Origin of the sequence: Pseudomonas sp. RL (genome assembly GCF_000647775.1) — a bacterium.
GTDB lineage: Bacteria > Pseudomonadota > Gammaproteobacteria > Pseudomonadales > Pseudomonadaceae > Serpens > Serpens flexibilis.
The window spans coordinates 1-26803 of the sequence record NZ_JBOY01000141.1 but is presented as its reverse complement, the minus strand read 5'-3'; the positions used below and the strand labels follow the sequence as shown (position 1 = coordinate 26803).

Annotated in this window: 17 protein-coding genes and 1 pseudogene; 11 read left to right on the top strand and 7 right to left on the bottom strand. The window is 67.7% G+C overall.

Going from position 1 to position 26803, the window contains the following annotated elements; genetic code table 11:
* Window positions 1-407, top strand: a 407-nt coding sequence (locus AS93_RS19665; protein ID WP_037009781.1) for a methyl-accepting chemotaxis protein, incomplete at its 5' end; no start/stop codon positions are given.
* Between the two features lie 136 nt (window positions 408-543).
* Here AS93_RS19665 and AS93_RS0116755 read toward each other — a convergent pair.
* A complete protein-coding gene (locus AS93_RS0116755; RefSeq protein WP_027591665.1) occupies window positions 544-1416 on the bottom strand; it encodes a LysR substrate-binding domain-containing protein in 873 nt (290 codons plus the stop codon).
* Window positions 1417-1521: 105 nt separating this feature from the next.
* On the opposite strand from AS93_RS0116755, the pseudogene AS93_RS19660 reads away from it, so the two are divergent.
* The 5 genes and pseudogenes from AS93_RS19660 (at window position 1522) to AS93_RS0116730 (ending at window position 10465) form a co-directional block, all read left to right on the top strand.
* Window positions 1522-2725, top strand: a pseudogene (locus tag AS93_RS19660) (YbfB/YjiJ family MFS transporter).
* Entirely contained in the window at window positions 2722-3768 is a 1047-nt protein-coding gene (locus AS93_RS0116745) for a nitronate monooxygenase family protein (protein ID WP_051587522.1), read from the top strand. Before AS93_RS19660 ends, AS93_RS0116745 begins: the two are co-directional and overlap by 4 nt.
* Before the next feature lie 114 nt (window positions 3769-3882).
* Window positions 3883-5631 carry a potassium/proton antiporter gene (locus AS93_RS0116740; RefSeq protein WP_027591663.1) on the top strand — a complete coding sequence of 583 codons (1749 nt, stop codon included), beginning with the start codon at window positions 3883-3885 and terminating at the stop codon, window positions 5629-5631.
* Between the two features lie 50 nt (window positions 5632-5681).
* Window positions 5682-9008, top strand: a complete 3327-nt coding sequence (gene mscK, locus AS93_RS0116735) for a mechanosensitive channel MscK (RefSeq protein ID WP_027591662.1) — start codon at window positions 5682-5684, stop codon at window positions 9006-9008.
* Window positions 9009-9016: 8 nt separating this feature from the next.
* Window positions 9017-10465, top strand: a complete 1449-nt coding sequence (locus tag AS93_RS0116730; RefSeq protein WP_027591661.1) for a YdiU family protein — start codon at window positions 9017-9019, stop codon at window positions 10463-10465.
* Between the two features lie 139 nt (window positions 10466-10604).
* Here the strand turns inward: AS93_RS0116730 and AS93_RS0116725 are convergent, their stop codons facing one another.
* Window positions 10605-12056, bottom strand: coding sequence for a YdgA family protein (locus tag AS93_RS0116725; protein WP_027591660.1), 1452 nt, complete (start codon window positions 12054-12056; stop codon window positions 10605-10607).
* A 216-nt stretch (window positions 12057-12272) separates the two neighbouring features.
* Between AS93_RS0116725 and AS93_RS0116720 the strand changes: the two genes are divergently transcribed.
* The 5 genes from AS93_RS0116720 (at window position 12273) to AS93_RS0116700 (ending at window position 18121) form a co-directional block, all read left to right on the top strand.
* Entirely contained in the window at window positions 12273-13250 is a 978-nt protein-coding gene (locus AS93_RS0116720; protein WP_027591659.1) for a sulfite exporter TauE/SafE family protein, read from the top strand.
* A 114-nt stretch (window positions 13251-13364) separates the two neighbouring features.
* Window positions 13365-14642, top strand: a complete 1278-nt coding sequence (locus AS93_RS0116715) for a bifunctional O-acetylhomoserine aminocarboxypropyltransferase/cysteine synthase (RefSeq protein ID WP_027591658.1) — start codon at window positions 13365-13367, stop codon at window positions 14640-14642.
* Between the two features lie 213 nt (window positions 14643-14855).
* On the top strand, window positions 14856-15290 hold the full coding sequence (gene trxC, locus AS93_RS0116710) for a thioredoxin TrxC (protein WP_027591657.1): 435 nt from the start codon (window positions 14856-14858) through the stop codon (window positions 15288-15290).
* A 105-nt stretch (window positions 15291-15395) separates the two neighbouring features.
* On the top strand, window positions 15396-17264 hold the full coding sequence (locus AS93_RS0116705) for a 1-acyl-sn-glycerol-3-phosphate acyltransferase (protein ID WP_027591656.1): 1869 nt from the start codon (window positions 15396-15398) through the stop codon (window positions 17262-17264).
* An 80-nt stretch (window positions 17265-17344) separates the two neighbouring features.
* The gene (locus tag AS93_RS0116700) at window positions 17345-18121 is read left to right on the top strand and encodes a universal stress protein (RefSeq protein ID WP_037009776.1); all 777 of its coding nucleotides are present in this window, start codon (window positions 17345-17347) and stop codon (window positions 18119-18121) included.
* Between the two features lie 74 nt (window positions 18122-18195).
* Here AS93_RS0116700 and AS93_RS0116695 read toward each other — a convergent pair whose 3' ends face one another.
* The 5 genes from AS93_RS0116695 to AS93_RS20750 all read right to left on the bottom strand — a co-directional run.
* On the bottom strand, window positions 18196-18966 hold the full coding sequence (locus tag AS93_RS0116695) for a ParA family protein (RefSeq protein ID WP_027591654.1): 771 nt from the start codon (window positions 18964-18966) through the stop codon (window positions 18196-18198).
* 160 nt (window positions 18967-19126) lie between these two features.
* Window positions 19127-20191: a uroporphyrinogen decarboxylase gene (gene hemE, locus AS93_RS0116690; RefSeq protein WP_027591653.1), complete on the bottom strand. Its 1065-nt coding sequence runs from the start codon at window positions 20189-20191 to the stop codon at window positions 19127-19129.
* Between the two features lie 139 nt (window positions 20192-20330).
* Window positions 20331-21752: an FAD-dependent oxidoreductase gene (locus AS93_RS0116685; protein WP_027591652.1), complete on the bottom strand. Its 1422-nt coding sequence runs from the start codon at window positions 21750-21752 to the stop codon at window positions 20331-20333.
* Window positions 21753-21841: 89 nt separating this feature from the next.
* Window positions 21842-26290, bottom strand: a complete 4449-nt coding sequence (gene gltB / locus AS93_RS0116680; protein WP_027591651.1) for a glutamate synthase large subunit — start codon at window positions 26288-26290, stop codon at window positions 21842-21844.
* Between the two features lie 345 nt (window positions 26291-26635).
* Window positions 26636-26803 (bottom strand): SPOR domain-containing protein (locus tag AS93_RS20750; RefSeq protein WP_037009774.1); only part of this gene is annotated, 168 nt, incomplete at its 5' end.

Below are 26803 nucleotides of genomic sequence, written 5' to 3'. Positions count from 1 at the left end.
CCGGCGAGGTGCGCGACCTGGCGCAGCGGGCCAGCGCCTCCACTGGGGAGATCCGCACGATGGTCCTGCACCTGCAGGAACAGGCCCGCCAGGCGGTCGGCGGCATGGCGGTCAGTCACCGCGAGGCCGGGCAGAGCGTCGAGCGCACCCGCGAAGCCAATGCCGCGCTGGAGCGCATCGCGGCGGCGGTCAGCACCATCAGCCACATGACCCGGCAGATCGCCACCGCCGCCGAGGAGCAGGCCAGCGTCACCACGGACATGCAGCGCAACATCGACACCATCGCCGAGGTGGCCGAGCAGAGCACCCGCGCCGCCCGGCAGACGGTGGGCGCGGCCAGCGAGATCCGCGACCAGATGGAACACCTGACGCGGCTGGTCGGCCAGTTCAAGGTGGGCAGCGCCTAGGGACGGAACCGCAGCCGCTTTGGCGGGAGCGGACTTGTCCGCGAGCTTATTGTGGCGGCCGGCTAGGTGTGGCCGGCCAGGTGCGGCCGACGCCAAAAGCTCGCGAATGAATTCGCTCCTACGGGTCCGTGCAGGCCTAGCGCCCGTGCAGCAGCTCGCGCAGCCTCTCCAGGGCCGGATGGGGAGCGGCGTCACGGCGGCGCACCAGCAGGGTCGGCGCCGCCGCCAGTTCCGCATCGATCGGCTGCCAGGCCACCAGTTGGCCGCGCGCATGGCTCTGCAACAGGCTGCGCGGCAACAGGCCGATGCCCATGCCGGCGGCGATGCCGCCGAGGATCGCGTCGATCGAGCCGTAGCTCTGCCGCGCGGCGATCTGCAGCGACTGCCGCTCGCTCCAGCGCTCCAGCCGCTCGCGATAGTGGCAGCCGCTGGGAAAGCCGAGCAGGGTCACCGGCGACTGCGCCAGCATGTCCAGCTGCGCGCGCGCTGGCAGCACCAGCACCAGCTCCTCGCGCCAGACCTCTTCGCCCACCAGTTGCGGATGGCTGTAGGGTCCGCCGATCAGCGCGGCATCCAGGCGCCCGGCCAGCACTTCGTCGATCAACTGGCGGCTGGCCCCGGTCAGCAGGCTGAGGCTGACCCGCGGCGCCTCGCGGTGGAAGGCGGCCAGCACTTCCGGCAGGCGCACGGCGGCGGTGGTCTCCATGGAACCCAGTCGCAGCTCGCCGCTCCAGGGGTCCTCGTGCACGCAGCTCCACACCTGCCGGCACAGCTGCTCCAGCTGCTCGGCGTGAGGCAGCAGGCGCTCGCCGGCGGGGGTCAGGCTCAGGCGCTGGGCCTGGCGACGAAACAGGCTGACGCCCAGCTGTTCCTCCAGCTGGCGCAGGCGGGCCGAGACGTTGGACGGCACGCAATGCAGGCTCTTCGCCGCGCCGCTCAGCGAGCCGGCGCGACTGATGGCCAGAAAGTGCCGCAGCAGATAGGGGTTGAGGCGTTCCCAGGTAGCCAAGGGGTTTCATCCGGAGTGAAAGCGAGGCTCAGGATTTTTCACTAACGATCCGCACCGGGCAACCGCTATGGTGACGACCGTGGTTGCCCAAGGACGTACAAGAACATGCCAGCCGCTTCTCCCCGCCAGATTTTCCTTGCCCTGTTCGCCGGCAGCGCCGCCCTGGTCGTTGTCCACGCCCTGGGTCGTTTCGCCTATACCCCGCTGCTGCCCCACCTGCTTGCCGACGGCCTGCTGAGCCTCGAACAGGGTGCGCGGCTCGCCACCTGGAACTACATCGGTTACCTGCTCGGCGCCCTGCTCGCCCTGCTGCTGGCCGCGCCGCAGCGCCTGCGCATCGCGCTGCCGCTGGCGTTGCTCGGCAACGCCGCCATCACCCTGGCGCAGGGCGCCTGCGAGGACGTGTTCGGCCTGCTGCTGCTGCGCCTGGCCAACGGCATCAGCAACGGCCTGGTGTTCGTGCTCGCCCCGGCGCTGGTGCTGGAATGGCTGGCGCAACGTGGCCGCGCCACCCTGAGCGGGCTGGTGTACCTGGGTTTCGCCGCCGGCCTGCTGCTCACCAGTTGGCTGGCCGAGGCGCCCGCCGAGTGGCTGCGCGGTGCGGCGCGCTGGTGGCCGATGGCCGCACTGGCGGTGCCGCTGGCGCTGCTCAGCTGCCTGTTGCTGCTGCGCCTGCACATCCCGCCGGCCGCGCCGCGCGGCGATGACCCCCCCGCCGTCGAGGCGGCTGTTCGACCGCGCCAGCACGCCGCTGTTCATGGCCTACGCCGGCGCCGGGCTGGGCTACATCCTGCCGATGACCTTTTTGCCCACGCTGGCCAACCAATTGCTGCCGGTGGGCGATCCGCTGATCGGCCAGGTCTGGCTGTGGACCGCCTTCGCCTGCCTGCTCTCCGTGCCGACCTGGAACTACCTGGGCGCGCACCTGGGCGATCGCGGCGCGCTGTTCGGCACCTACGTGCTGCAGGGCATCGGCTGCGCGGCGCCGCTGCTGCTGCCGAACGCCACCGGCGTGCTGCTCTGCGCGGCGCTGGTGGGCGGCGGTTTCATCGGCAGTGTGCTGCTCACCCAGCGCCTGGCGCGCAGCCTGCAGCCCCATCAGGGACCGCGCCTGTCGGCCGCGCTGATTGCCCTGTACGGCGGCGCGCAGCTCTCTGGCCCGTGGCTGGCCGAGCTGTGGCTGCAGGCCGGCGGCACCCTGGTGCAGAGTTTCGCCCTGGGCCTGGGCGCCTTCATCTGGTCGCTGGGCTGGATGTGGGCGGTGCCGGGTCCTTCCACCCTTCGCTCGCAAGGAGCTTTGCAACGATGAACGCCCTGACTTCCCTGCTCGGCTGCCGACTGCCGATCCTCCAGGCCCCCATGGCCGGCTCCCAGGACCACCGCCTGGCCGCCGCCGTCTGCCAGGCCGGCGGCCTCGGCGCGCTGCCGGCGGCGCTGCTTGCCCCCGAGGCGCTGGATGCCGAGCTGGGCAAGCTCCGGGCGCTCACCGATCAGCCCTATAACGTGAACTTCTTCGCCCACACGCCACCGGCCCCGGACGCTGCGCGCGAGCAGCACTGGCGCACACTGCTGGCGCCCTTGTACGCCGAGTTCGGCGTCGATCCGGCGAGCATCCCCGACGGCCTGGGACGCCAGCCGTTCAGCGCGGCGATGGCCGACATCGTCGAGCGCCATCGGCCGGCGGTGGTCAGCTTCCACTTCGGCCTGCCGGCGCCCGAGTTGCTCGATCGCGTCAAGGCCAGCGGGGCGCGCATCCTGTCGAGCGCCACCACGGTGGAGGAAGGCCTGTGGCTGCAGGCGCACGGCGTCGACGCGGTGATAGCCCAGGGCCTGGAAGCCGGTGGCCATCGCGGCCACTTCCTGTCATCGGACCTGGGTCGTCAGCTCGGCATCTTCGCGCTGGTGCCGCAACTGGTGGATGCCCTGGACGTGCCGGTGATCGCCGCCGGCGGCATCGCCGATGCGCGCGGCGTGCGCGCCGCCCTGGCCCTGGGTGCCGCCGGTGTGCAGGTGGGTACCGCCTACCTGTCCTGCCCGGAAGCCGGTACCAGCGCCCTGCACCGGGCCGCCTTGGGCAGTCCGGCGGCCCGTTACACCGAGCTGACCACGCTGTTCAGCGGCCGGCCGGCGCGCGGCATCGTCAACCGTCTCATCCAGGCCCTGGGCCCGCGCCCCGAGGGCATTGCCCCGTTCCCGCTGGCCGGCAATGCGATCGGCCCGCTGCGCGCCGCGGCGGAGCGCCAGGGATCCGACGCCTGTTCGCCGCTGTGGGCCGGTCAGCATGTCGGCAACACGCAGGGGTTGCCGGCGGCCGAACTGACACAGCGGCTGGCGGGCGGACTCGACCGCTGAGGCGCATTTTCGTCATGGCCCTCAAATTGCATTAAGCGCTTGATATTCGAGGGCTTATTGACATAGCGTCGCTCTTCGAAACCCGACACAGTCAGACGAGAAGGAGCGACGCCTTTGGACGCCAGCAGCATCAACGGCCTGTTCTTCATTGGCGCGCTTCTGGTGGCCAGCAGCATCCTGGTGAGCTCGTTCTCCACCCGCATCGGCATCCCGGTGCTGGTCATCTTCCTGGCCGTGGGCATGCTGGCCGGCGTCGACGGCATCGGCGGCATCGTCTTCAACGATTACTCACTGGCGTACCTGGTCAGCAACCTGGCGCTGGCGGTGATCCTGCTGGACGGCGGCATCCGCACCCGCGCCGCCACCTTCCGCGTGGCGTTGTGGCCAGCCATGTCGCTGGCCACCGTCGGGGTGATGATCACCGCCGGCCTGACCGGCATCGCCGCCGCCTGGCTGTTCAACCTGACCCTGCTGGAAGGCCTGCTGATCGGCGCCATCGTCGGCTCCACCGACGCCGCGGTGGTGTTCAACCTGCTCAACGGCAAGGGGCTGAACGAGCGGGTCGGCTCCACCCTGGAAATCGAATCGGGCAGCAACGACCCGATGGCGATGTTCCTCACCGTGTCGCTGATCGCCATGATCGCCACCGGTGAAGCCGATTTCGGCCTCGGCTTCCTGGTCAGCCTGATCCAGCAGTTCGGCCTGGGCATCGTGCTGGGCCTGGCCGGCGGCTGGCTGCTGCTGCAGCTGATCAACCGCATCGAGATCGCCAGCGGCCTGTACCCGCTGCTGGCGGTGAGCGGCGGCATCATGATCTACGCCATCGCCAGCGCCATCGGTGGCAGCGGCATCCTCGCCGTGTACGTCTGCGGCCTGCTGCTGGGCAACCGGCCGATCCGCAACCGCCACGGCATCCTGCACATGTTCGACGGCCTGGCCTGGCTAAGCCAGATCGGCATGTTCCTGGTGCTCGGCCTGCTGCTGACGCCCAGCGAGCTGCTGCCCATCGCCGTACCGGCCCTGGCGCTGTCGCTGTGGATGATCTTCTTCGCCCGGCCGCTGTCGGTGTTCATCGGCCTGCTGCCGTTCAAGGGCTTCAACCTGCGTGAGCGCAGCTTCATCTCCTGGATCGGCCTGCGCGGCGCGGTCCCGGTCATTCTCGCGGTGTTCCCGCTGATGGCCGGGCTGGAAAATGCCCAGCTGTTCTTCAATGTGGCCTTCTTCATCGTGCTGGTGTCGTTGCTGCTGCAGGGCAGCACCCTGCCGTGGGCGGCCCGCAAGGCGCGGGTGGAAGTGCCGCCGTCGCCGTCGCCGATTTCCCGTACCGGCCTGGAAGTACACCCCACCAGCCCCTGGGAACTGTTCGTCTATCGCCTGGGCGAGAAGAAGTGGTACATCGGCGCGCCGCTGCGCGCGCTGAACATGCCTGCCGGCACCCGCATCGCGGCGCTGTTCCGTGGCCAGCAGTTGCTGCACCCCAGCGGCAGCACCACGCTGCAGGTGGGTGACATCCTCTGCGTGATCGGCCAGGAAGAAGACCTGCCCACCCTCGGCAATCTGTTCAGCCAACCGCCCAAGCGCGGCCAGGACCTGCACTTCTTCGGCGACTTCATCCTCGAAGGCTCGGCCGAGCTGGGCGCGGTCGCCGCCGTGTACGGGCTGAACCTGGGTGAAGAGGCCGGCGACATGCCGCTCGGACAGTTCATCGCCCGGCGCCTGGGCAGCGAACCCGTGGTAGGCGATCAGGTCGAATGGAACGGCCTGACCTGGACCGTCGCCAAGATGGACGGTCCGCGCATCCGCAAGATCGGTCTGAAATTCCCCGAGGGCAGCAAATCCCTGCCGCCGGGGCCGTCCTTCTAGCCAGAGGCCGGCGCGCATTGCGCGCCGGCCCGCCGTTCACCGACCAGCCCATGCCCCTGATTCGTTCGCTGTTCCTCCTGCTACTCGTCTGCCTTCCCCTCCATGCTGCCGAACCGCCCAGCCGGGAGTCCGTCGAGGCTGCCCTGGCGGCCCTGCCGGATCGCAAACTGCCGGAGAGCGAGCAGTTGCAGGTGCAGCAGACCCTGGAACAGACGCTCGCGCAGCTGGCCCGCCAGGACGAGTTGCGCGAGCGGATCAGCGCCCTGGAACGGGAGCTGGCCGACGCGCCCGAGCAGATCAGCGAGGCCCGCCGCGCCTATGAGGAACTGCAGGCCCGGCCACAGAGCGATCCGGCGCGGGAGCAGGCCGGCGCCCAGATCGTCGAGCTGGAGATCATCCTCGACGCGCGCAACCAGCAGCTGACCGAGTGGCAACAGGAGTTGACCGCCGCCAACAGCCTGGTCATCAATGCGCAGACACGTCCAGAGCGGGCACAGACCGAGATCAGCGGCAACCAGGCGCGCATGCAGAAACTGCAGGCAGCCCTCAAGGACGACCGCCTGGACGGCCAGGCGCTCAGCGCCGAACAGCGCGACCTGCTGACGGCCGAGCTGGCCACCCTGACCCTCAGCAATGAATTCAGCCGCCGCGCCCTGGCCGGCAACGACACCCTGCTGGACCTGGGCAGCCGTCGCCGCGAGCTGCTCACCACGCGCATCGAGCGCCTGGAGCAGGAGATCCTCGCCCTGCAGGAACTGATCAACACCAAGCGCCTGGCGCAGTCCGAGCAGGCCCGCGAGCAGGCGACCCGGGAAGCCCACAGCGCCAGCCCGGATCGCCTGATCGCCCAGGAAACCGCGCGCAATCTGCAATTGACCGATCACCTGCTGCGCATTACCGACCGCCTCAACGAGGTGACCCAGGCCAACCTGCGCACCCGCCAGCGCCTGGAAAGCCTGACGCAGAGCGAACAGGTGCTCGGCGAGCAGATCGAGGCGCTCAAGGGCAGTCTGCTGCTGGCGCAGATCCTCATGGAACAGAAGCGCCGCCTGCCGCAGGTGGAGGTGGATGGCAAGCTGGCGAACGAGATCGCCGACATCCGCCTCTACCAGTTCGAGCTCAACCAGAATCGCGAGCAACTGTCCAACCCGCGTAACTTCGTCGACCGCCTGCTCGCCGACAGCGGCGAACCCGCCAATGATCGGCTGCGCGATGCTCTGCTGGAGCTGATGAACAGCCGGATCGACCTGGCCGACCGCCTGGCGCGGGAACTCAACGCTTTGCTTGGCGAAGCGGTGAGCCTGCAGCTCAACCAGCGACAGCTGCGCGACCTGGCCAGCCGACTGAGCAATACCCTGGAAGAACAGCTGTTCTGGATTCCCAGCCACCCACCGCTGAAGCTGGACTGGTGGAAGCGCCTGCCGGGCCGGCTGGTCGAGCAGACCGCGCGCCTGGACTGGCAGGGCGTCCTCGGCGAGCTGGCCAACGGACTGCTGAGCCGCCCCTGGGTGTTCCTGCCGCTGCTGCTCAGCGCCCTGTTGATCACCCAGCGCCGGCTGTGGCGACGCAAACTGCACGCCCTGCATGAGGACATCGGCCACGTGCAGCGCGACAGCCAGAGCCACACGCCGCTGGCCATCCTGTTCAACCTGCTGCAGGCCCTGCCCGTCAGTCTAATGCTGGCGTTGGGCGGCTATGCCCTGCAGATCGATGCGCGCGGCCAGAACGCTCACCTGGGGGCCGCGCTGTACGCCATGGCCGGCGCCTGGCTGGTGCTGTACACCGCGCACCAGATACTCGCGCCGGGCGGGGTGGCCGAGCGACATTTCGGCTGGAGCCGCGCCCAGGTGACGTTCCTGCATCGTCAGATGCGCTGGCTGGGCATCGTGCTGCTGATCCTGGTCGGCGTGGTGGCGTTCGCCGAGAACCAGCCGGGCGTGCTCGACCAGGACGTGCTGGGCGTGACCCTGCTGCTGGTCGGTTTCGCCCTGCTGACCTGGCTGCTGGCCCGCCTGATGTTCCAGGGCCCGCAGAGTCGCGAGGCGCCGCCGCTGCGCCGGCTGCTCGGCGCGCTGGTCGCCCTGCTGCCCTTGCTGCTGATGGCGGCGATCTTCGCCGGCTACTACTACACGGCGCTCAAACTGAGCGGCCGGCTGATCGATACCCTCTATGCCCTGCTGCTCTGGGTGCTGCTGGAAGCCCTGCTGGCGCGTGGCCTGGCGGTGGCGGCCCGGCGCCTGGCCTGGCAGCGCGCGCAGGCCCGCCGCGAAACTGAGGCGCAGACGCCGGAGGGCGTCGACGGCGTGGCGGCGCCCGTCGAGGAGCCCGGGCTGGCCATCGAGCAGGTCAACCAGCAATCCCTGCGGCTGATCCGCCTGGGCCTGTTCGCCGGCCTGCTGGCGGTGCTCTGGTGGGTCTGGGCCGACCTGCTGACGGTGTTCAGCTACCTGGATACCGTCACCCTCTACGAATTCACCCAGGGCAGCGGCGCCACCGCCAGCCTGCGGCCGATCAGCCTGCTCGACCTGCTGGGCTCGCTGCTGATCGTCGGCCTGACCCTGGTGCTGGCGCGTAACCTGCCGGGCCTGCTGGAAGTGCTGGTGCTGTCGCGCATGCGCCTGGGGCAGGGCAGCGCCTATGCCACCACCACGCTGCTGTCCTACCTGATCATGGGCGTCGGCATCGTCACCACGCTGTCCACCCTGGGAGTCAGCTGGGACAAGCTGCAGTGGCTGGTGGCGGCGCTGTCGGTGGGCATCGGCTTCGGCATGCAGGAGATCATCGCCAACTTCATCTCCGGCCTGATCATCCTGTTCGAGCGCCCGGTGCGCATCGGCGACCTGGTGACCATCGGCAACGTCACCGGCTCGGTGAACCGCATCCGCATCCGCGCCACCCACATCGTCGACGCCGACCGCAAGGTGGTGGTGGTGCCCAACAAGACCTTCATCACCGACCAGCTGATCAACTGGACGCTGAGCGACACCGTCACCCGCCTGGTGCTCAAGGTCGGTGTCGGCTACGGCTCGGACCTGGACCTGGTGCGCCGCCTGCTCTACCAGGCCGCCCAGGAGAACGTGCGGGTGATGCGCGACCCGGAGCCGCTGGTGCTGTTCCAGACCTTCGGCGAGAGCACCCTGGATCATGACCTGATCATCCATGTGCGCGAACTGGGCGATCGCGGCCGCGCCACCGACGAGATCAACCGGCGCATCGACCAGTTGTTCCGCGAGCACAGCATCGAAATCGCCTTCCGCCAGGTCGACGTGTTCGTGAAGAACCTGGAGGGCCAGGAAGCGCAGATCGGCCACACCGCCGCGCTGGCCGCCGCCGGGGCGGCCACCGAGCAGCCGACCCCACCGCCGGCCAAACCCTGAGGTTGCCCATGAAACGCCTGGACCAGTTGCACTTCGACAACCGTTTCGCGCGCCTGGGCGATGACTTCTCCACCGCCGTGCAGCCCGAGCCCATCGCCGAGCCACGCCTGGCCATCGCCAGTGAGGCGGCCCTGGCGCTGCTCGATCTGGACCCGGCCGAAGCGCAGCGGCCGGAATTCGTCCGGCTATTCTCCGGCAATGCGCTGTGGCGCGACGCCGAACCCAGGGCGATGGTCTATTCCGGGCACCAGTTCGGCGTCTACAACCCGCGCCTGGGTGATGGTCGCGGGCTGCTGCTGGGCGAAGTGGTCAACGAGGCCGGTGAGCACTGGGACCTGCACCTGAAAGGCGCCGGCTCGACGCCCTACTCACGCATGGGCGATGGCCGCGCGGTGCTGCGCAGTTCCATCCGCGAATTCCTGGCCAGCGAATACCTGGCGGCCCTCGGTGTTCCCACTACACGCGCGCTGTGTGTGGTGGCCTCGGCGACGCCGGTGTGGCGCGAGCGCAAGGAAACCGCCGCCATGCTGCTGCGCCTGTCGCCCAGCCATATCCGCTTCGGCCACTTCGAGTACTTCTATTACACGCGCCAGCATGGGGCGCTGCGCCAGTTGCTGGACTTCACCCGCGCCAACCATTTCCCGGACTGCGCCGATGACGCGGCGTTGTTCCGCGCGGTGGTCGAACGCACCGCCGAGATGATCGCCGCCTGGCAGGCCTACGGTTTCTGCCACGGGGTGATGAACACCGACAACCTGTCGATCCTCGGCCTGACCTTCGACTTCGGCCCCTACGCCTTTCTGGATGATTTCGACGCGCGCTTCATCTGCAACCACTCCGACGACACGGGGCGCTACAGCTTCGAGAACCAGGTGCCCATCGCCCACTGGAACCTGTCGGCGCTGGCCCAGGCGCTGACGCCGTTCGTACCGGTGGAGGCGCTGCGCGAGACCCTCGGCCTGTTCCTGCCGCTGTACCAGGCGCACTGGCTGGACCGCATGCGCCGTAGGCTGGGCTTCACCCAGGCCGAGGAGGCGGATACAGAGCTGATCCAGCGCCTGCTGCAACTGATGCAGGGCGGCGCGGTGGATTACCCGAACTTCTTTCGCGCGCTGGGCGAACAACCCGCCGAAGCGGCGGTGGGCACGCTGCGCGAGGAGTTCGTCGATCTGGCTGGTTTCGACGCCTGGGCCGCCGACTACTGCGCCCGGGTGGCGCGCGAAGGCGGCTCGGCCGAGGCGCGCCGTGCGCGCATGCACGCGGTGAACCCGCGCTACAGCCTGCGCAACTACCTGGCCCAGCAGGCCATCGAAGCCGCCGAGGCCGGCGACTTCGCGCCGCTGCACGAGCTGCACGCGGTGCTCAGTCGCCCCTTCGAGGAACAGCCCGGCAAGGAGCGCTACACCGAGCGCCCACCGGAATGGGGCAAGCACCTGGAAATCAGTTGCTCGTCCTGATGAAGCAGGTAGGGCGGTCAGCGTTTTTCTGGCCGCTATCAGGTTGCGCGCGGGGGCCATGGTGGACAAGGACAACGTTGTCCACCCTACGGGCTGGTCCAGCCGCCGCTGCAACCACCGGGCGTCACGGCGGGCAGTCCTATTCGATTGCCACGCCGCCGCCAGCCAGCAGGCCCAGCATGGCGAGGAACTCCTCCAGCGGACGGGTCTGGCCGTTCAGTGTCACCTGGCCGTCGGCATAGTCCAGACGGGTCTGGAGGGTGTCACCCTGCAGGGTGGCCAGTTCCATACCCACCGCCATGTCGCCGGCCATCTCGGCCAGCATGTCGGCTTCCATGGCCACCGCCTGCGGGTCGAGGCTGGCATCGAACAGCGCCTGGTAGCCCACCAGGTCGCGAATGCTGACCTTGGGCAGGTCCAGCTGCAGGTTGAGGCGGGAGACCAGTTGCTGGATCAGCACTTCCGGCGGCAGCGCCTCACCCATCGCCGGCTTGCTCAGGCCCAGCTGCAGGCTCAGGCGACTCTCCGCGTTGGCGGTCTTCAGCGACAGACTGTCCAGGCTGAGGCTGGGCCGGCTGTCGAGCAAAGACTCCAGCGCAGCCTTGAGATGCTGTTCCTGGGCATGGCTGAAGCCCTCATGCTCGGGGTCGCTTTCCAGAGTCTCGGCATAGCTGGCGATCAGGTCCGCCAGTGCAACGATCGCCCCGGCATTCAGGTCGCGGGCACTCCAGTCCATGCGCAACGCGCCCAGCGGCTGCTCCGCATAGCTCAGTCCCGCCAGTTCGAGGGTCAGGTCGGCGGCCAGCAGGTCGTCCGTCTGGCTCAGGCGATCACGCTGGGCCAGCTCGGTCAGCACCAGCGGTTCCAGGCCCGGCCAGTGCACATCCAGCCGCTCGAGCGTCACCGATTGCTCGCCGAGGAACAGGCCGGACGGCCCCTTGTGGCGGTCGAAAACCACCTGCAGTCCCTGCAGGCCCACACGCGTCGGCTGCTCACCGAGGGTGCTGAGCTCCAGACGGTCGAAATGCCCGCTACCCGTCACCTGCTCGGCGGAGCCCTCGAATTCGCCCTGGAAACCGCTGAAGCTGAGGTGTGTCTCGCCGTCGGCGAAGCGCAGCGGCGCGACCTCCAGACGCACGCTGGCCTCCAGGTCGTAGCCCAGCGTGGTCTGGATGCGCAACGGTTCGCCACCTTCGGCCTGCCTGAACCACGGCGCGGTCAGCGCGGTTTCCTCCAGGCGCGTCTGGCTGTGCGACAGCACTGGCAGCAGGCGCAGGGTGCTCAGGCGCGACAAGGGCAGCGGGCCGTGCTCGATGTGCTCGACCAGTACCAGTTCGGAGGCGGGCCATTCGTGGGCCAGTTCGCCCAGGTCGAGCTGGTAGCGGGCGACGCTGGAAAACACCCCGCGCTCCAGGGAGGTCAGGCTGAGCTGCACCTCGCTGCCCGGCAGCTGGCGCGCCAGTTCCTGGTTGGCTTCGGCGATCTTTTCGGGGAGTAGGGTTTCCAGCTGAGTGCCGGTGTACCAGGCACCGGCGGTCACCGCGGCACCGGCCACCAGCAGAACGACGGCGGCTATCCCTGTTTTCTTCATGGTTGGACTCTTCTGTGAGGCGGGGGCCCTGCCCCCAAAGCGACGGAGGGTGGCCATCTTATCGTCCCTGGAGCCTTCGGCTTGAATACAGCGCTCGTTTCCTGCGCGCCGGACTTAGAACCTCAAGGCATAACTTACAAGCGAAACATACTTGGACGTGCTAAACCCGGCTCGCTAAGGTCGCCGTCGATTTGTGATTGCCCACGGCCCGCCCCCATGAAGATTCGCTCCATCGACCTCAGCGACTCCCCGCTCAACGCGGAGCACACCCGGCTGGGGCTGCCGCCGATCGAGGACACCATCAGCCATCCGGACAACCACCCGGCCCTGCGCATCGCCATGTGGGCGGCCCTGGCAATCCTCGCCAGCCTGCTGTCGGTGCTGGCCTGGCGGCTGTTCTTCGGCGACAACGGCGGGCTGAGCGGCCTGGAGATCATCGACCGCACCCTGCACAGCCCGGCATTCTGGAGTGCCGTGGCGGTCGGCTTTCTCGCCCAGGTGGTGGACGGTGCGCTCGGCATGGCCTACGGCATCACTGCCACCAGCTTCCTGCTCAGCGCCGGGGCCAGTCCGGCGGCGGCCAGCGCCAGCGTGCATATCGCCGAGGTGTTCACCACCGGCCTGTCCGGAATTTCTCACGTGAAGCTCGGCAATGTCAGCCGCCGGCTGTTCCTCAGCCTGCTGCTGCCCGGCATGCTCGGCGCCTTCCTCGGAGCCCTGTTGATCACCCAGTTCGATGGCGCGGTAATGAAGCCTTTCATTTCCGCCTACCTGCTGCTGATGGGCCTGTACATCCTGTGCAAGGCCTGCCGTCAGGTTTTCCAGCGCAAGGCGCCCCGGCATGTCGGCAAGCTGGCGCTGTTCGGCGGTTTCGTGGATGCCGCCGGGGGCGGCGGCTGGGGTCCGGTGGTGACCAGCAGCCTGATCGGCTCGGGCAGCGACCCGCGCACCACCATCGGCTCGGTGAATTTCGCGGAATTCTTCCTCACCCTGGCCAGCGCGGCCTCGTTCATCCTGCTGGCCGGCGAGCCGAGCACCTGGATGATGGTGGCCGGCCTGGTGTTTGGCGGCCTGTTCGCCGCGCCCTTTGCCGCCCTGCTGTGCAGGAAGCTGCCGGCCCGCACCTTGCTGATTGTCGTCGGCCTGCTGATTACCGCGATAAGCGCTTACAACATCTATTCCTCGGTGTTCTAAATCGGCAGAAAACGATCTAGCTCGCCAACGGCTCAGGCTGACTCAGGGCATTGACCGCCCCAGACGGTCTGGCCATGCTGCGCTCCACACGAAAACCAACAACAAGGACCCTGCATGAAAGCGGAAACCCTGGCCATCCACGCCGGCTACAGCCCGGACCCGACCACCAAGGCCGTGGCGGTGCCCATCTACCAGACCACCTCCTACGCCTTCGACGACACCCAGCACGGCGCCGACCTGTTCGACCTGAAGGTGGCCGGCAACATCTACACGCGCATCATGAACCCCACCACCGACGTGCTGGAAAAGCGCGTGGCGGCGCTGGAAGGCGGCGTGGCGGCGTTGGCGGTGGCCTCGGGCATGGCGGCGATCACCTACGCGATCCAGACCATCGCCGGCGTGGGCGACAACATCGTCTCGGTGGCCAAGCTGTACGGCGGCACCTACAACCTGTTCGCCCACACCCTGCCGCGCCAGGGCATCCAGGTGCGCTTCGCGCCCCACGACGACATCGCCGCGCTGGAAGCGCTGATCGACGACAACACCAAGGCGGTGTTCTGCGAGTCCATCGGCAACCCGGCCGGCAACATCATCGACCTCAAGGCGCTGGCCGATGCCGCGCACCGCCATGGCGTGCCGCTGATCGTCGACAACACCGTGGCCACGCCGATCCTGTGCCGGCCGTTCGAACATGGCGCCGACATCGTGGTGCACTCGCTGACCAAGTACATCGGCGGCCATGGCACCAGCATCGGCGGCATCGTGGTGGACTCCGGCAAATTCCCCTGGGCCGAGAACAAGGCGCGCTTCCCGCTGCTCAACACTCCGGACGTGTCCTACCACGGCGTGACCTATACCGAGGCCTTCGGCCCGGCCGCGTTCATCGGCCGCTGCCGCGTGGTGCCGCTGCGCAACATGGGCGCCGCGCTGTCGCCGTTCAACGCCTTCCTGATCCTGCAGGGCCTGGAAACCCTGGCGCTGCGCATGGAGCGCCACTGCGAGAACGCCCAGAAGGTCGCCGAGTTCCTCAAGGGCCACCCGCAGGTCAGCTGGGTGCAGTTCGCCGGCCTGGCGGAGCACCCGGAGCACGCGCTGGCGCAGCGCTACATGGGCGGCCAGCCGGCGTCGATCATGTCCTTCGGCATCAAGGGTGGCGAAGCCGCCGCAGCGAAGTTCATCGACGCCCTCAAGCTGGTGGTGCGCCTGGTGAACATCGGCGACGCCAAGTCGCTGGCCTGCCATCCGGCCTCCACTACCCACCGTCAGTTGAACGACGAGGAACTGGCCCGCGCCGGCGTCTCCCGCGACCTGGTGCGCCTGTCGATCGGCATCGAGCATATCGATGACATCCTCGAAGACCTGACCCAGGCGCTGGAAGCGGCGAAAGGCTAAGACTGACTGCCTGCACTCGTAGGGTGGACAACGCTTTTCTTGTCCACCCTCGCGCCGGCACGGCGCGCCTCGCCGGCCGCGCCTTGGCGCGTTGGTGGATCGGTAAAGCGCGATCCACCCTACGTCCATAACACCCCGCGCAGGCCCGCCCCGTTGATTTCTCCCCTTCCCGGCTCCACCTAAAGGGCATTGCCCATTTCCGGAGCCTTCTGCATGTCCGACACCCTGCTGGTGCCCTGCGCGTCCTGCGCCGGGCTGAACCGTATTCCCGCCGATCGCCTGCACGACGCGCCGCGCTGCGGGCGCTGCAAGTCCGCCGTGCTGCCGGCGGCGCCGTTCGACATCGACCAGGCCTCGTTCGCCAGCCAGCTCAAGGGCGACCTGCCGCTGCTGGTGGATGTCTGGGCCAGTTGGTGCGGGCCGTGCCGCAGCTTCGCGCCGACCTTCGCCCAGGCCGCCCGCGAGCTGCAGGGCAGATGCCGGCTGGCCAAGCTGGACAGCGAGGCCAACCCGCAGCTGGCCGGGCAACTGGGCATCCGCTCGATTCCCAGCCTGCTGCTGTTCAAGGACGGTCGCGAGGCGGCCCGCCAGAGCGGCGCCATGCCGCTACCGCAGCTGCTCGCCTGGCTGCGCCAGCAGGGGATCTGATCACAGGCCGGCGCGCCTGACATGGGTCTGTCGCCTCAGTGGCGATATGCTATGCGCCGAACGGGGCCGTGAGCGGCCCCTCGGCCTTGTTCACGGATGGAAACCATGTCCTCGTCGTCCCAGTTCAGCCTCCTGCGCAGCCGGCGTTTCCTGCCGTTCTTCCTCACCCAGGCGCTCGGCGCCTTCAACGACAACCTGTTCAAGCAGGCGATCATCCTCGCCATCCTGTTCAAGCTGACCCTGTCCGGCAGCGCCGACACCCTGGTCAACCTCTGCGCGCTGCTGTTCGTGCTGCCGTTCTTCCTGTTCTCGGCGTTCGGCGGCCAACTGGGCGAGAAGTACGCCAAGGACTGGCTGATCCGCCGCCTCAAGCTGCTCGAGCTGGCGCTGATGCTGCTCGGCGCACTGGCCTTCTGGCTGGGCAGCGTGCCGCTGATGCTGCTGGCGCTGTTCGCCATGGGCACCCAGTCGGCACTGTTCGGCCCGGTGAAGTACTCGATCCTGCCGCAGCACCTGGACGACACCGAACTGGTCGGCGGCAACGCGCTGGTGGAGTCCGGCACCTTCCTGGCGATCCTGCTCGGCACCCTGGGCGCCGGCCTGCTGCTCGCGCGCGCGGACTACAGCCTGTGGATCGGCGCCAGCCTGGTGACAGTGGCGCTGCTCGGCTACCTGGCCAGCCGCGGCATCCCCGCCGCCCCGGCGGCGCTGCCGGGCCTGAGGTTCGACTGGAACATTCCCCGGCAGACCTGGCGCACCCTGCGCATGGGCCTGACCCGCCGCCCAGCGGTTTCGCGCTCGCTGCTCGGCAATTCCTGGTTCTGGCTGCTCGGCGCGGTGTACCTGACGCAGATCCCCGCGCTGGCCCGCGACTGGCTGCACGGCGACGAAAGCGTGGCGACGCTGATCCTGCTGGTGTTCTCGGTGGGCATCGCGCTCGGCTCGATGCTCTGCGAGCGGCTCAGCGGCCACAAGGTGGAGATTGGCCTGGTGCCCTTCGGCTCGCTGGGCCTGAGCCTGTTCGGCCTGCTGCTGGCCTGGCACGTCGCCAGCTTCCCGGGCGGCGCGCCCCACGACTGGCTGACGCTGCTGGCCAGCGCGCCGGGGCGCGCCATCCTCCTCGACATCCTCGGCCTGGGCGTCTTCGGCGGCTTTTACATCGTGCCGCTGTACGCACTGATCCAGTCGCGCAGCGAGCCGGACGAGCGCGCCCGGGTGATCGCCGCCAACAACATCCTCAACGCGCTGTTCATGGTGCTGGCGGCGCTGCTCGCCATCGCAGTGCTGGACTGGGCCGGGCTGGGCATTCCCGAGCTGTTCCTGATCGTCTCGCTGCTTAACCTGGCGGTGAACGGCTACATCTTCACCATCGTTCCCGAGTTCAGCATGCGCTTCATCATCTGGCTGCTCGGCCACACCCTGTACCGGGTCGAGCACCGCAACCTGGAGGCGATCCCCGACGAGGGCGCCGCGCTGCTGGTGTGCAACCACGTGTCGTTCGTCGACGCGCTGCTGCTCGGCGGCGCCATCCGTCGCCCGGTGCGCTTCGTCATGTACTACCGCATCTACAACCTGCCGGTGCTCAACTTCGTGTTCCGCACCGCCGGCGCGGTGCCCATCGCCGCCCAGCACGAGGATCGCGCGATCTACGAGCAGGCCTTCGCGCGCATCAAGGCCTACCTGGAGGCCGGCGAAGTGGTGTGCATCTTCCCGGAGGGCAAGCTGACCACCACCGGCGAGCTGAACGAGTTCAAGGGCGGCGTCGAGCTGATCCTGCGCGACACGCCGGTGCCGGTGATCCCGCTGGCGCTGCGCGGGCTGTGGGGCAGCTTCTTCAGCCGCGACCCGGCGCGCCGGCCGTTCCGCCGCATCTGGTCGCGGGTCACCCTGGTGGCCGGCGAACCGCTGGCGCCGGACACCGACCGGCTGACCCTGCAGCAGCGGGTCGCCGAACTGCGCGGTGCGGCGCTATGACCTGACCCAGGGCAGCCCGACGGGGCTGCCCTCTGCTAGGCTGTCGGCTCGAAACGGCAGCCTCAACTCAGGTGTTCACCATGCACATTCTCATCGCCCACGACCTGACCCCGGAGGCCGACCTGGCCCTGCAGCGCGCCGCCCAGCTGGCCCGCCAGCTGGAGGGTCGCCTGACCCTGCTGCATGTGCAGGAGCGGGAAACCGATCCGCAGCCGCTGCGTGAGCGCCTGCAGGCCCTGGGGCTGCCGGGCGCCGAGCTGCGTATCGCCAAGGGTCAACCGTCGGCCACCATCGCCAGCCAGGCGGAAGGCGTCGGCGCCGATCTGCTGGTGCTGGGCGCCCATCACAAGTCCAGCCCCGAGCTGTTCGCCGGCACCACTCTGGAACGCCTGGCGCGCAGCAGCCGCATTCCGCTGCTGCTGGCCATCAACCGGGATGTGTCGCCCTATCAGCGGGCGCTGGTGGCGCTGGACTTCTCGCAGTGCGCCTGCGCCGCCCTGCACCAGGCGCATCGACTGTTGCCCAGCGAGGCCGAGCTGTACGCGCTGAACGTGTTCGAGGTCGCGCCGAGCAAGGCGGCCGAACAGCAGGAGGATCTCGACCTGCAGTGCAGCCTGTTCAGCCGTCTGGTGGCGGACGAACAGGCGCGCCTGGCACCGCCCGGTCGGGTACTCGAATACGGTGTGCGCAGCGGCGAACGCGGCGCCTGCCTGGCCGCGGCCATCGCCGAACGACGGCCGCAGCTGCTGGCGCTGGGCAAGCACACCCGCAGCCTGATGGGCGACGCGCTGCTCGGCGGCATGGCCCAGGACCTGCTGCGCCAGCCGCCCTGCGACATCCTGATCAGCCGAGGCTAGAGTCGGAAAAGCGCCGCAACTTCGGTCGGGTTCCTTTCTGCGGCCGGAAAAGCGCCGACCGCCTACGGCGCGTTTCAGCTATCTGCGTTCAGATGCCGGTGCAGCTCGACGAACTGCTGGCTGAGCTTGTGCTTCGGGTCCAGGTGGATCAGCGGCATGCACGCCTGGTGCGACTCGCGCATCTTCACCGAGCTGTTCAGGTACACCGGCAGCACCGGCATGCCCTCGGCGATCAGCTCGTCGAGCATCTGCTGCGGCAGGCTGGCGCGCGGCTGGAACTGGTTGACCACGATGCCCTCCACCTGCAGCTTCTCGTTGTGGTCCTCGCGCAGTTCGTCGATTTCCTCCAAGAGGCCGTACAGCGCCTGGCGCGAGAAGCTGTCGCAGTCGAACGGAATCAGCACGCGGTCGGCGGCGATCAGCGCCGAGACGGTGTAGAAGTTCAGCGCCGGCGGGGTGTCCAGGTAGATGTGGTCGTAGTCCGCCGACAGCTCGCTGAGCAGTTTGCGCAGCTTGTTGATCTTGTGCTTCTGCTCCAGCTTGGGCTGCAGCTCGGCCAGTTCGGGGGTGGCGGTGACCAGGTGCAGGTTGTCGAACGGCGTCTCGTAGATGTCCACGCGGCCCTTCCTGGTCAGCCCGGAGGACAGCACCTGCTTGAAGAAATCGGCGATGCCGACCGGTAGCTCGTTGCCGCTCAGCCCGGTCAGGTAGTGGCTGGAATTGCCTTGGGCATCCAGGTCGATCAGCAGGGTGCGATAGCCCTCGGCGGCGCTTACGGCGGCGAGGTTGCAGGCGATGCTCGACTTGCCGACGCCGCCTTTCTGGTTGAACACGACTCGCCGCATGCTGGTCTCCCCGATTCTGACAATGACCCTGGAGTCTATGTCATGACCTGCACCCGCGCGACCCCTACGGAAGGCTCAAGATCGGGCATTTCGCCAGGCGGGCCGAAATGAAAGAACGCCACATAAAGTGGCGTTCTTTTCAGGCGAAACCGCCAGCGACTCAGCGGTGGTACTGCGCCGACAGCTCGTGCACCGCCTCGATGAAGGCGCCGGCGTGGGCCGGATCGACCTCCGGGGTGATGCCATGGCCCAGGTTGAACACATGACCGGTGCCTTGGCCGTAGGCGGCCAGGATGCGACCCACCTCGGCGCGGATGGCGTCCGGCTTGGCGTACAGCACGCTGGGGTCCATGTTGCCCTGCAGGGCCACCTTGTTACCCACGCGGGCGCGGGCGCTGCCGATGTCGCAGGTCCAGTCCAGACCCAGCGCCTCGGCACCGGCGTCAGCCATGGATTCCAGCCACAGGCCGCCGCCCTTGGTGAACAGGATGACCGGAACCTGACGACCGTCGTGCTCACGAATCAGGCCATTGACGATCTTCTTCATGTAGGCCAGGGAGAATTCCTGGTAGGCCGCCGCCGACAGGCTGCCGCCCCAGGAGTCGAAGATCTGCACCGCCTGGGCGCCGGCCTTGATCTGGCCATTCAGGTAGCTGGTGACCGACTGCGCCAGCTTGTCCAGCAGCGCGTGCATGGCCTGCGGGTTCTCGTACATCAGCGCCTTGGACTTGCGGAAGTCCTTGGAGGAACCGCCTTCGACCATGTAGGTGGCCAGGGTCCAGGGGCTGCCGGAGAAGCCAATCAGCGGCACGCGGCCGTTCAGCTCACGGCGGATGGTGCGCACGGCGTCCATCACATAGCCCAGGTCCTTTTCCGGATCAGGGATCGGCAGCGCCTCGATATCGGCCAGGGTGCTGACCACCTTCTTGAAACGCGGGCCTTCGCCGGTCTCGAAGTACAGGCCCAGGCCCATGGCGTCCGGCACGGTGAGGATGTCGGAGAACAGGATCGCGGCATCCAGCGGGTAACGCTCCAGCGGCTGGAGGGTGACCTCGCAGGCCAGCTCCGGATTCATGCACAGGCTCATGAAGTCGCCGGCCTTGGCTCGGGTCGCCCGGTATTCCGGCAGGTAGCGGCCGGCCTGGCGCATCATCCACACCGGTGTCACGTCGACGGGTTGCTTGAGCAGGGCACGCAGGAAGCGATCGTTCTTCAGGGCAGTCATGTCCAGGTTCCAGCCAGAAAAGAGACCGGGCATTGTCGCAAAGCGCGCGACAAAAGGCACGGCGCGGGCCGGGCCTTTCATCTTTGGTTTGATCGGCGTCAGGCGGAGCAACCGGAGAAGGCTGGCCGACCGCAGGGCGTCACACGCCCAGGTAGTCGAGGATGCCCTCGGCGGCCTGACGGCCTTCATGGATGGCAGTGACTACCAGATCCGAGCCGCGCACCATGTCGCCGCCGGCGAATACCTTGGGGTTGCCGGTCTGGAACTTGAAGCGGCCCTGTTCCGGCGCGACCACCCGGCCCTGCTCGTCGGTGCCGATCTCGAAGTCCTGGAACCAGGCCGCCGGGCTGGGACGGAAGCCGAAAGCGATCACCACGGCGTCGGCCGGCAGGATCTGTTCGGAGCCCGGGATCGGCTCGGGGCTGCGGCGGCCACGGGCATCCGGCTCGCCCAGGCGGGTTTCCACCACCTTGACGCCTTCCACCCGATCTTCGCCGACGATGGCCACCGGCTGGCGGTTGAACAGGAACTTCACGCCCTCGTCCTTGGCGTTCTTCACCTCGCGGCGCGAGCCCGGCATGTTCTTGGCGTCGCGGCGGTAAGCGCAGGTGACGCTCTTGGCGCCCTGGCGGATCGAGGTGCGGTTGCAGTCCATGGCGGTGTCGCCACCGCCGAGCACCACCACCTTCTTGCCCTTCATGTCGACGAAGTCGGCCGGCGATTTCTCGAAGCCCAGGTTGCGGTTGACGTTGGCCACCAGGAAATCCAGCGCGGCATGCACGCCCGGCAGATCCTCGCCGGGGATGCCGCCCTTCATGTAGGTGTAGGTGCCCATGCCCATGAACACCGCATCGAACTCGTCCAGCAGCTGCTGCATGCCGATGTCCTTGCCGATCTCGGTATTCAGGCGGAACTCGATGCCCATGCCGGTGAACACCTCGCGACGGCGCGCCAGTACCTGCTTCTCCAGCTTGAATTCGGGGATGCCAAAGGTCAGCAGGCCGCCAATCTCCGGGTTGCGGTCGAACACCACCGGCGTCACGCCGTTGCGCACCAGCACGTCGGCGCAGCCCAGGCCCGCCGGGCCGGCGCCGATCACCGCGACGCGCTTGCCGGTCGGCACCACATTGGACAGATCCGGGCGCCAGCCCATGGCGAAGGCGGTATCGGTGATGTACTTCTCCACCGAGCCGATGGTCACCGCGCCGAAGCCGGTGTCATTGAGGGTACAGGCGCCCTCGCACAGGCGGTCCTGCGGACAGACGCGGCCGCAGACTTCCGGCAGGGTGTTGGTCTGGTGGGAGAGCTCGGCAGCGGCCAGGATGTTGCCTTCCGAGACCAGCTTCAGCCAGTTCGGGATGTAGTTGTGCACCGGGCACTTCCACTCGCAATACGGGTTGCCGCACTCCAGGCAGCGGTGCGCCTGCTCGCTGGCCTCGTCGGGCTTGAAGGGCTCGTAGATCTCCACGAAGTTCTTCTTGCGCACGCGCAGCAGCTTCTTCTTCGGGTCCTGGCGATCAACGTCGACGAACTGGAAGTCGTTATGCAGACGTTCAGTCATGACTAAAAACCTCTTGGCAGCGGCGGACATCTTGGGTGCCCGCTCGCGGAATCTGGGTCGGGGCAGAAGGCTCTGCCCCGGGTCACGGGTTATTGCGGGTTGGCGCGGGTGCTGGCCAGCAGGCTCTTCAGGCTGGCGGCCTTGGGCTTGACCAGCCAGAAGCGACGCAGGTAGTCGTCGAGGTTCTCGGCCAGCTCGGTGCCCCACGGGCTGCCGGTCTCGGCGACGTACTCGGCAAGCACCTTCTGCAGGTGGCTGCGATAGCCTTCCATCGCCTCGCCGGTGATGCGCTGGATTTCCACCAGCTCGTGGTTCACCCGATCGAAGAAGCTGTTGTCCTCGTCCAGCACGTAGGCGAAGCCGCCGGTCATGCCCGAGCCGAAGTTGTAGCCGGTACGCCCCAATACGCAGACGAAGCCGCCGGTCATGTATTCGCAGCAGTGATCGCCGGTGCCTTCCACCACCGCATGGGCGCCGGAGTTGCGCACCGCGAAGCGCTCGCCCGCGGTGCCGGCGGCGAACAGCTTGCCGCCGGTGGCGCCGTACAGGCAGGTGTTGCCAACGATGGCCGACACGCGGGTATCCAGTTGGCTGCCGGCCGGCGGGGTGATGACGATCTTGCCGCCGGTCATGCCCTTGCCGACATAGTCATTGGCGTCGCCCTGCAGGTACAGGTTCAGGCCGCCGGCGTTCCACACGCCGAAGCTCTGACCGGCGGTACCCTTGAAGCGGAAGGTGATCGGCGCATCGACCATGCCCTGGTTGCCGTGGCGACGGGCGATCTCGCCGGAGACCCGCGCGCCGATGGAGCGGTCGCAGTTGCAGATGGTCAGCGCGTACTCGCCGCCCAGCTTGTCGGCGATGGCCATGCCGGCCAGCTCGACCATCTTCTCGGCCAGCAGGCCGGGGTCGAAGGACGGGTTGCTTGCCACCTGGCAGAACTGCGGCTTGTCGGCCGGAATCAGGTCGCTGCCCAGGAGCGGCGTGAGGTCCAGATGACCCTGCTTCTCGGTTTCACCGGGGAGAATTTCCAGCAGGTCGGTGCGCCCGATCAGTTCTTCCAGGCTGCGCACGCCAAGACGCGCCAGCCACTCGCGGGTTTCGCTGGCAATGAAGGTGAAGAAGTTCACCACCATGTCCACGGTGCCGATGAAGTGGTCTTTGCGCAGCTGGTCATTCTGGGTAGCCACGCCGGTGGCGCAGTTGTTCAGGTGGCAGATGCGCAGGTACTTGCAGCCCAGGGCGATCATCGGCGCGGTGCCGAAGCCGAAGCTCTCGGCGCCGAGGATGGCGGCCTTGATCACGTCCAGGCCGGTCTTCAGGCCGCCGTCGGTCTGCACGCGCACCTTGCCGCGCAGGTCGTTGCCGCGCAGGGTCTGGTGCGCCTCGGAAAGGCCCAGCTCCCACGGCGAGCCGGCGTACTTGATGGAGGTCAGCGGCGAGGCGCCGGTGCCCCCGTCGTAGCCGGAGATGGTGATCAGGTCGGCGTAGGCCTTGGCCACGCCAGCGGCGATGGTGCCCACACCCGGCTCGGCCACCAGCTTCACGGAGACCAGCGCCTTGGGGTTGACCTGCTTGAGGTCAAAGATCAGCTGCGCCAGGTCCTCGATGGAATAGATGTCATGGTGCGGCGGCGGGGAGATCAGCGTCACGCCGGGCACCGCATAGCGCAGGCGCGCGATCAGGCCGTTGACCTTGCCGCCGGGCAACTGACCACCCTCGCCCGGCTTGGCGCCCTGGGCCACCTTGATCTGCAGCACTTCGGCATTGACCAGGTACTCCGGGGTGACGCCGAAGCGGCCGGTGGCCACCTGCTTGATCTTCGAGCTCTTCAGGGTGCCGTAACGCGCCGGGTCTTCACCGCCCTCGCCAGAGTTGGAGCGCCCGCCGATGCGGTTCATGGCTTCAGCGATGGCTTCGTGGGCCTCCGGCGACAGCGCGCCCAGCGAGATGCCGGCGGCGTCGAAGCGCTTGAAGATCGATTCCAGGGGCTCGACCTCGTCGAGGCTCAGCGGCTGGGCGGCCTCCTTGACCTTGAGCAGGTCGCGCAGCATGGACACCGGACGGCTGTCCACAAGCGCGGTGTATTCCTTGAACGTTGCGTAGTTACCGGTCTGCACCGCAGCCTGCAGGGTGTTCACCACATCCGGGTTGAAGGCGTGGTACTCGCCGCCGTGCACGAACTTCAGCAGGCCGCCCTGCTGGATGCCCTTGCGCGGGGTCCAGGCTTCGGCGGCGAGCAGCTTCTGTTCGTTTTCCAGGTCGACGAAGCGCGCCCCCTTGATGCGACTGGCCACGCCACGGAAGCTCAGCTCGACCACCTCGTCGGCCAGGCCGACCGCTTCGAACAGCTGGGCGCCCCGGTAGGAGGCCACGGTTGAGATGCCCATCTTCGAGAGGATCTTCAGCAGGCCCTTGGAGATGCCCTTGCGGTAGTACTTGAAGACCTCGTAGACATCACCCAGCACTTCGCCGGTACGGATCAGGTCGGCCAGCACTTCGTAGGCCAGGTACGGGTACACGGCGGTGGCGCCGAAGCCCAGCAGCACACCGAAGTGGTGCGGGTCACGGGCGGTGCCGGTTTCCACCAGGATGTTGCAGTCGCAGCGCAGGCCCTTCTCCACCAGGCGGTGGTGCACGGCGCCCACGGCCAGCGCGGCGTGCGCCGGCAGCTTGCCCGGGGCGATGTGGCGGTCGCTGAGGATCAGCAGCACCTTGCCGGCCTTGACCGCCGCTTCGGCCTGGTCGGCGAAACTGCGCACGGCGGCTTCCAGACCCACCGACTCGTCGTAGTTCAGCTCGATGACATGCCGCTCGAAGCCGGGACGGTCCAGCTCCATGATGGTCCGCCACTTGGCCGGGGAGATCACCGGGTTGCTGAGGATCGCGCGGTTGGCGTGCTCGGGGGTTTCCTCGAAGACGTTGCGCTCGGCACCCAGGCAGGTTTCCAGCGACATGACGATGGCTTCGCGCAGCGGGTCGATCGGCGGGTTGGTGACCTGCGCGAACTGCTGGCGGAAGTAGTCGTACGGCGAGCGCACGCGGCGCGACAGCACGGCCATCGGCGTGTCGTCGCCCATCGAGCCCACGGCCTCCTGGCCCTGCTCGGCCAGCGGACGCAGCACCTGGTCACGCTCCTCGAAGGTGACCTGGAACATCTTCATGTAGCTCTTGAGCTGCTCGCTGCTGTACTGCGGGCCGCCGTGGTCGTTGTCGTCCAGGGTCGACTGGATGCGCAGGGCGTTCTGGCGCAGCCACTTCTTGTAGGGGTGGCGTGACTTCAGGCGGCTGTCGATGTCGTCGGTGTGCAGTACGTCGCCAGTGTGGGTATCCACGGCGAGGATCTGCCCCGGACCGACGCGACCCTTGGCCAGCACGTCTTCGGGCTGGTAGTCCCAGACGCCGACTTCCGAGGCCAGGGTGATGTAGCCGTTCTTGGTGGTGACCCAGCGGGCCGGACGCAGGCCGTTGCGGTCGAGCAGGCAGACGGCGTGGCGACCGTCGGTGAGCACGATGCCGGCCGGGCCGTCCCACGGCTCCATGTGCATGGAGTTGTATTCGTAGAAGGCGCGGCGGTCGGCATCCATGGTGTCGACGTTTTGCCAGGCCGGCGGCATCAGCATGCGCAGGCCGCGGAACAGGTCCATGCCACCGGTCACCAGCAGCTCCAGCATGTTGTCCATGCTCGAGGAGTCGGAACCGACGCGGTTGACCAGCGGGCCCAGCTCCTGCAGGTCGGGGATCAGGTCGTTGGCGAACTTCAGGCGACGTGCCTGCGCCCAGTTGCGGTTGCCGGGAATGGTGTTGATCTCGCCGTTGTGGGCGAGGAAGCGGAACGGCTGGGCCAGCGGCCACTTCGGCAGGGTGTTGGTCGAGAAGCGCTGGTGGAACACCGCGATGGCGGTCTGCAGACGCTCGTCGTTGAGATCCGGGAAGAATGCCTGCAGGTCCTTCGGCATCATCAGGCCCTTGTAGATCAGGGTCTGCGCCGAGAAGCTGCACACGTAGTGGTCGGTATCGGCGGCGTTGGCCACCGAGGAGCGGCGCCGGGCGCGGAACAGCTGCACGGCGAACGCCGTGTCGGACAAGCCTGCGCCGCCTACGAACACTTGCTCGATCTGCGGCAGGCGCGCCAGCGCCAGCTCACCGAGCACGGAAGTGTCCACCGGCACCTTGCGCCAGCCGATCAGCTGCAGGCCGGCGGCCTGGATCTCGCGGTTCATGTTGGCGCGCGCCGCTTCGGCCTTCACCGGGTCGGCGTTGAGGAACACCATGCCCACCGCGTACTGGGCCGGCAGCTCGACATTGAATTCCTCACGGGCCACCGCGCGCAGGAACAGGTCGGGCTTCTGGATGAGCAGGCCGCAGCCGTCGCCGGTCTTGCCGTCGGCATTGATGCCGCCGCGGTGGGTCATGCAGGTCAGCGCCTGAATGGCAGTCTTGAGCAGGTGATGACTGGCCTCGCCCTGCATGTGGGCAATCAGGCCGAAGCCGCAGTTGTCCTTGAACGCTTCGGGTTGGTACAGACCTGCTTTCATAGGGGAATCTCGCCTGGCGGCCCTCACCGGGAAGGCACATTGCTTTCAAAATCAATCACTTGGCGCAGCGTTTCGGCCCCACTTGACAGGGAACGCAACGACTGAAACGGACGCCATCTTACACAGCGCCCCTGAGCCTCACAACGCAAAAATGACCGAAAACCGAAAGTTAATGTCGCAAAAGCGAACGATACCGGGAGAGCAAGTTGACACTGGGGATGCCTGAACGCCAGGCGCGGCGCGGCCTCCAGCTCGCTCCAGAGTCAGAAAGGCGAAATTTATTATCAGAAAAGCGACAGAGAGGGGAGTCCGCATGTCGCCCCTGCGACATGCGGGACAGGCCGGTCAGGGCCGGCCGATTTCCTGCTGGATGCCGGCGAAGCTGCGCGCCCAAGGCTTGCCCGCGCGCACCTTGGCGGGCAGGCCGTCGATGGCTGCCTTGGCGGCCGCCTGATCGGCAAAGCTGCCGGTGGTTACCACGAACAGCGCCTTGCCCTGCTGGACCTTGCGGTA

Coding starts and splice junctions, on each gene's coding strand:
- AS93_RS0116745 (WP_051587522.1), top strand. CDS start 2,722: ATGAACGCCCTGACTTCCCTGCTCGGCTGCCGACTGCCGATCCTCCAG.
- mscK (WP_027591662.1), top strand. CDS start 5,682: ATGCCCCTGATTCGTTCGCTGTTCCTCCTGCTACTCGTCTGCCTTCCC.
- AS93_RS0116730 (WP_027591661.1), top strand. CDS start 9,017: ATGAAACGCCTGGACCAGTTGCACTTCGACAACCGTTTCGCGCGCCTG.
- AS93_RS0116725 (WP_027591660.1), bottom strand. CDS start 12,056: ATGAAGAAAACAGGGATAGCCGCCGTCGTTCTGCTGGTGGCCGGTGCC.
- AS93_RS0116720 (WP_027591659.1), top strand. CDS start 12,273: ATGAAGATTCGCTCCATCGACCTCAGCGACTCCCCGCTCAACGCGGAG.
- AS93_RS0116715 (WP_027591658.1), top strand. CDS start 13,365: ATGAAAGCGGAAACCCTGGCCATCCACGCCGGCTACAGCCCGGACCCG.
- trxC (WP_027591657.1), top strand. CDS start 14,856: ATGTCCGACACCCTGCTGGTGCCCTGCGCGTCCTGCGCCGGGCTGAAC.
- AS93_RS0116705 (WP_027591656.1), top strand. CDS start 15,396: ATGTCCTCGTCGTCCCAGTTCAGCCTCCTGCGCAGCCGGCGTTTCCTG.
- AS93_RS0116700 (WP_037009776.1), top strand. CDS start 17,345: ATGCACATTCTCATCGCCCACGACCTGACCCCGGAGGCCGACCTGGCC.
- AS93_RS0116695 (WP_027591654.1), bottom strand. CDS start 18,966: ATGCGGCGAGTCGTGTTCAACCAGAAAGGCGGCGTCGGCAAGTCGAGC.
- hemE (WP_027591653.1), bottom strand. CDS start 20,191: ATGACTGCCCTGAAGAACGATCGCTTCCTGCGTGCCCTGCTCAAGCAA.
- AS93_RS0116685 (WP_027591652.1), bottom strand. CDS start 21,752: ATGACTGAACGTCTGCATAACGACTTCCAGTTCGTCGACGTTGATCGC.
- gltB (WP_027591651.1), bottom strand. CDS start 26,290: ATGAAAGCAGGTCTGTACCAACCCGAAGCGTTCAAGGACAACTGCGGC.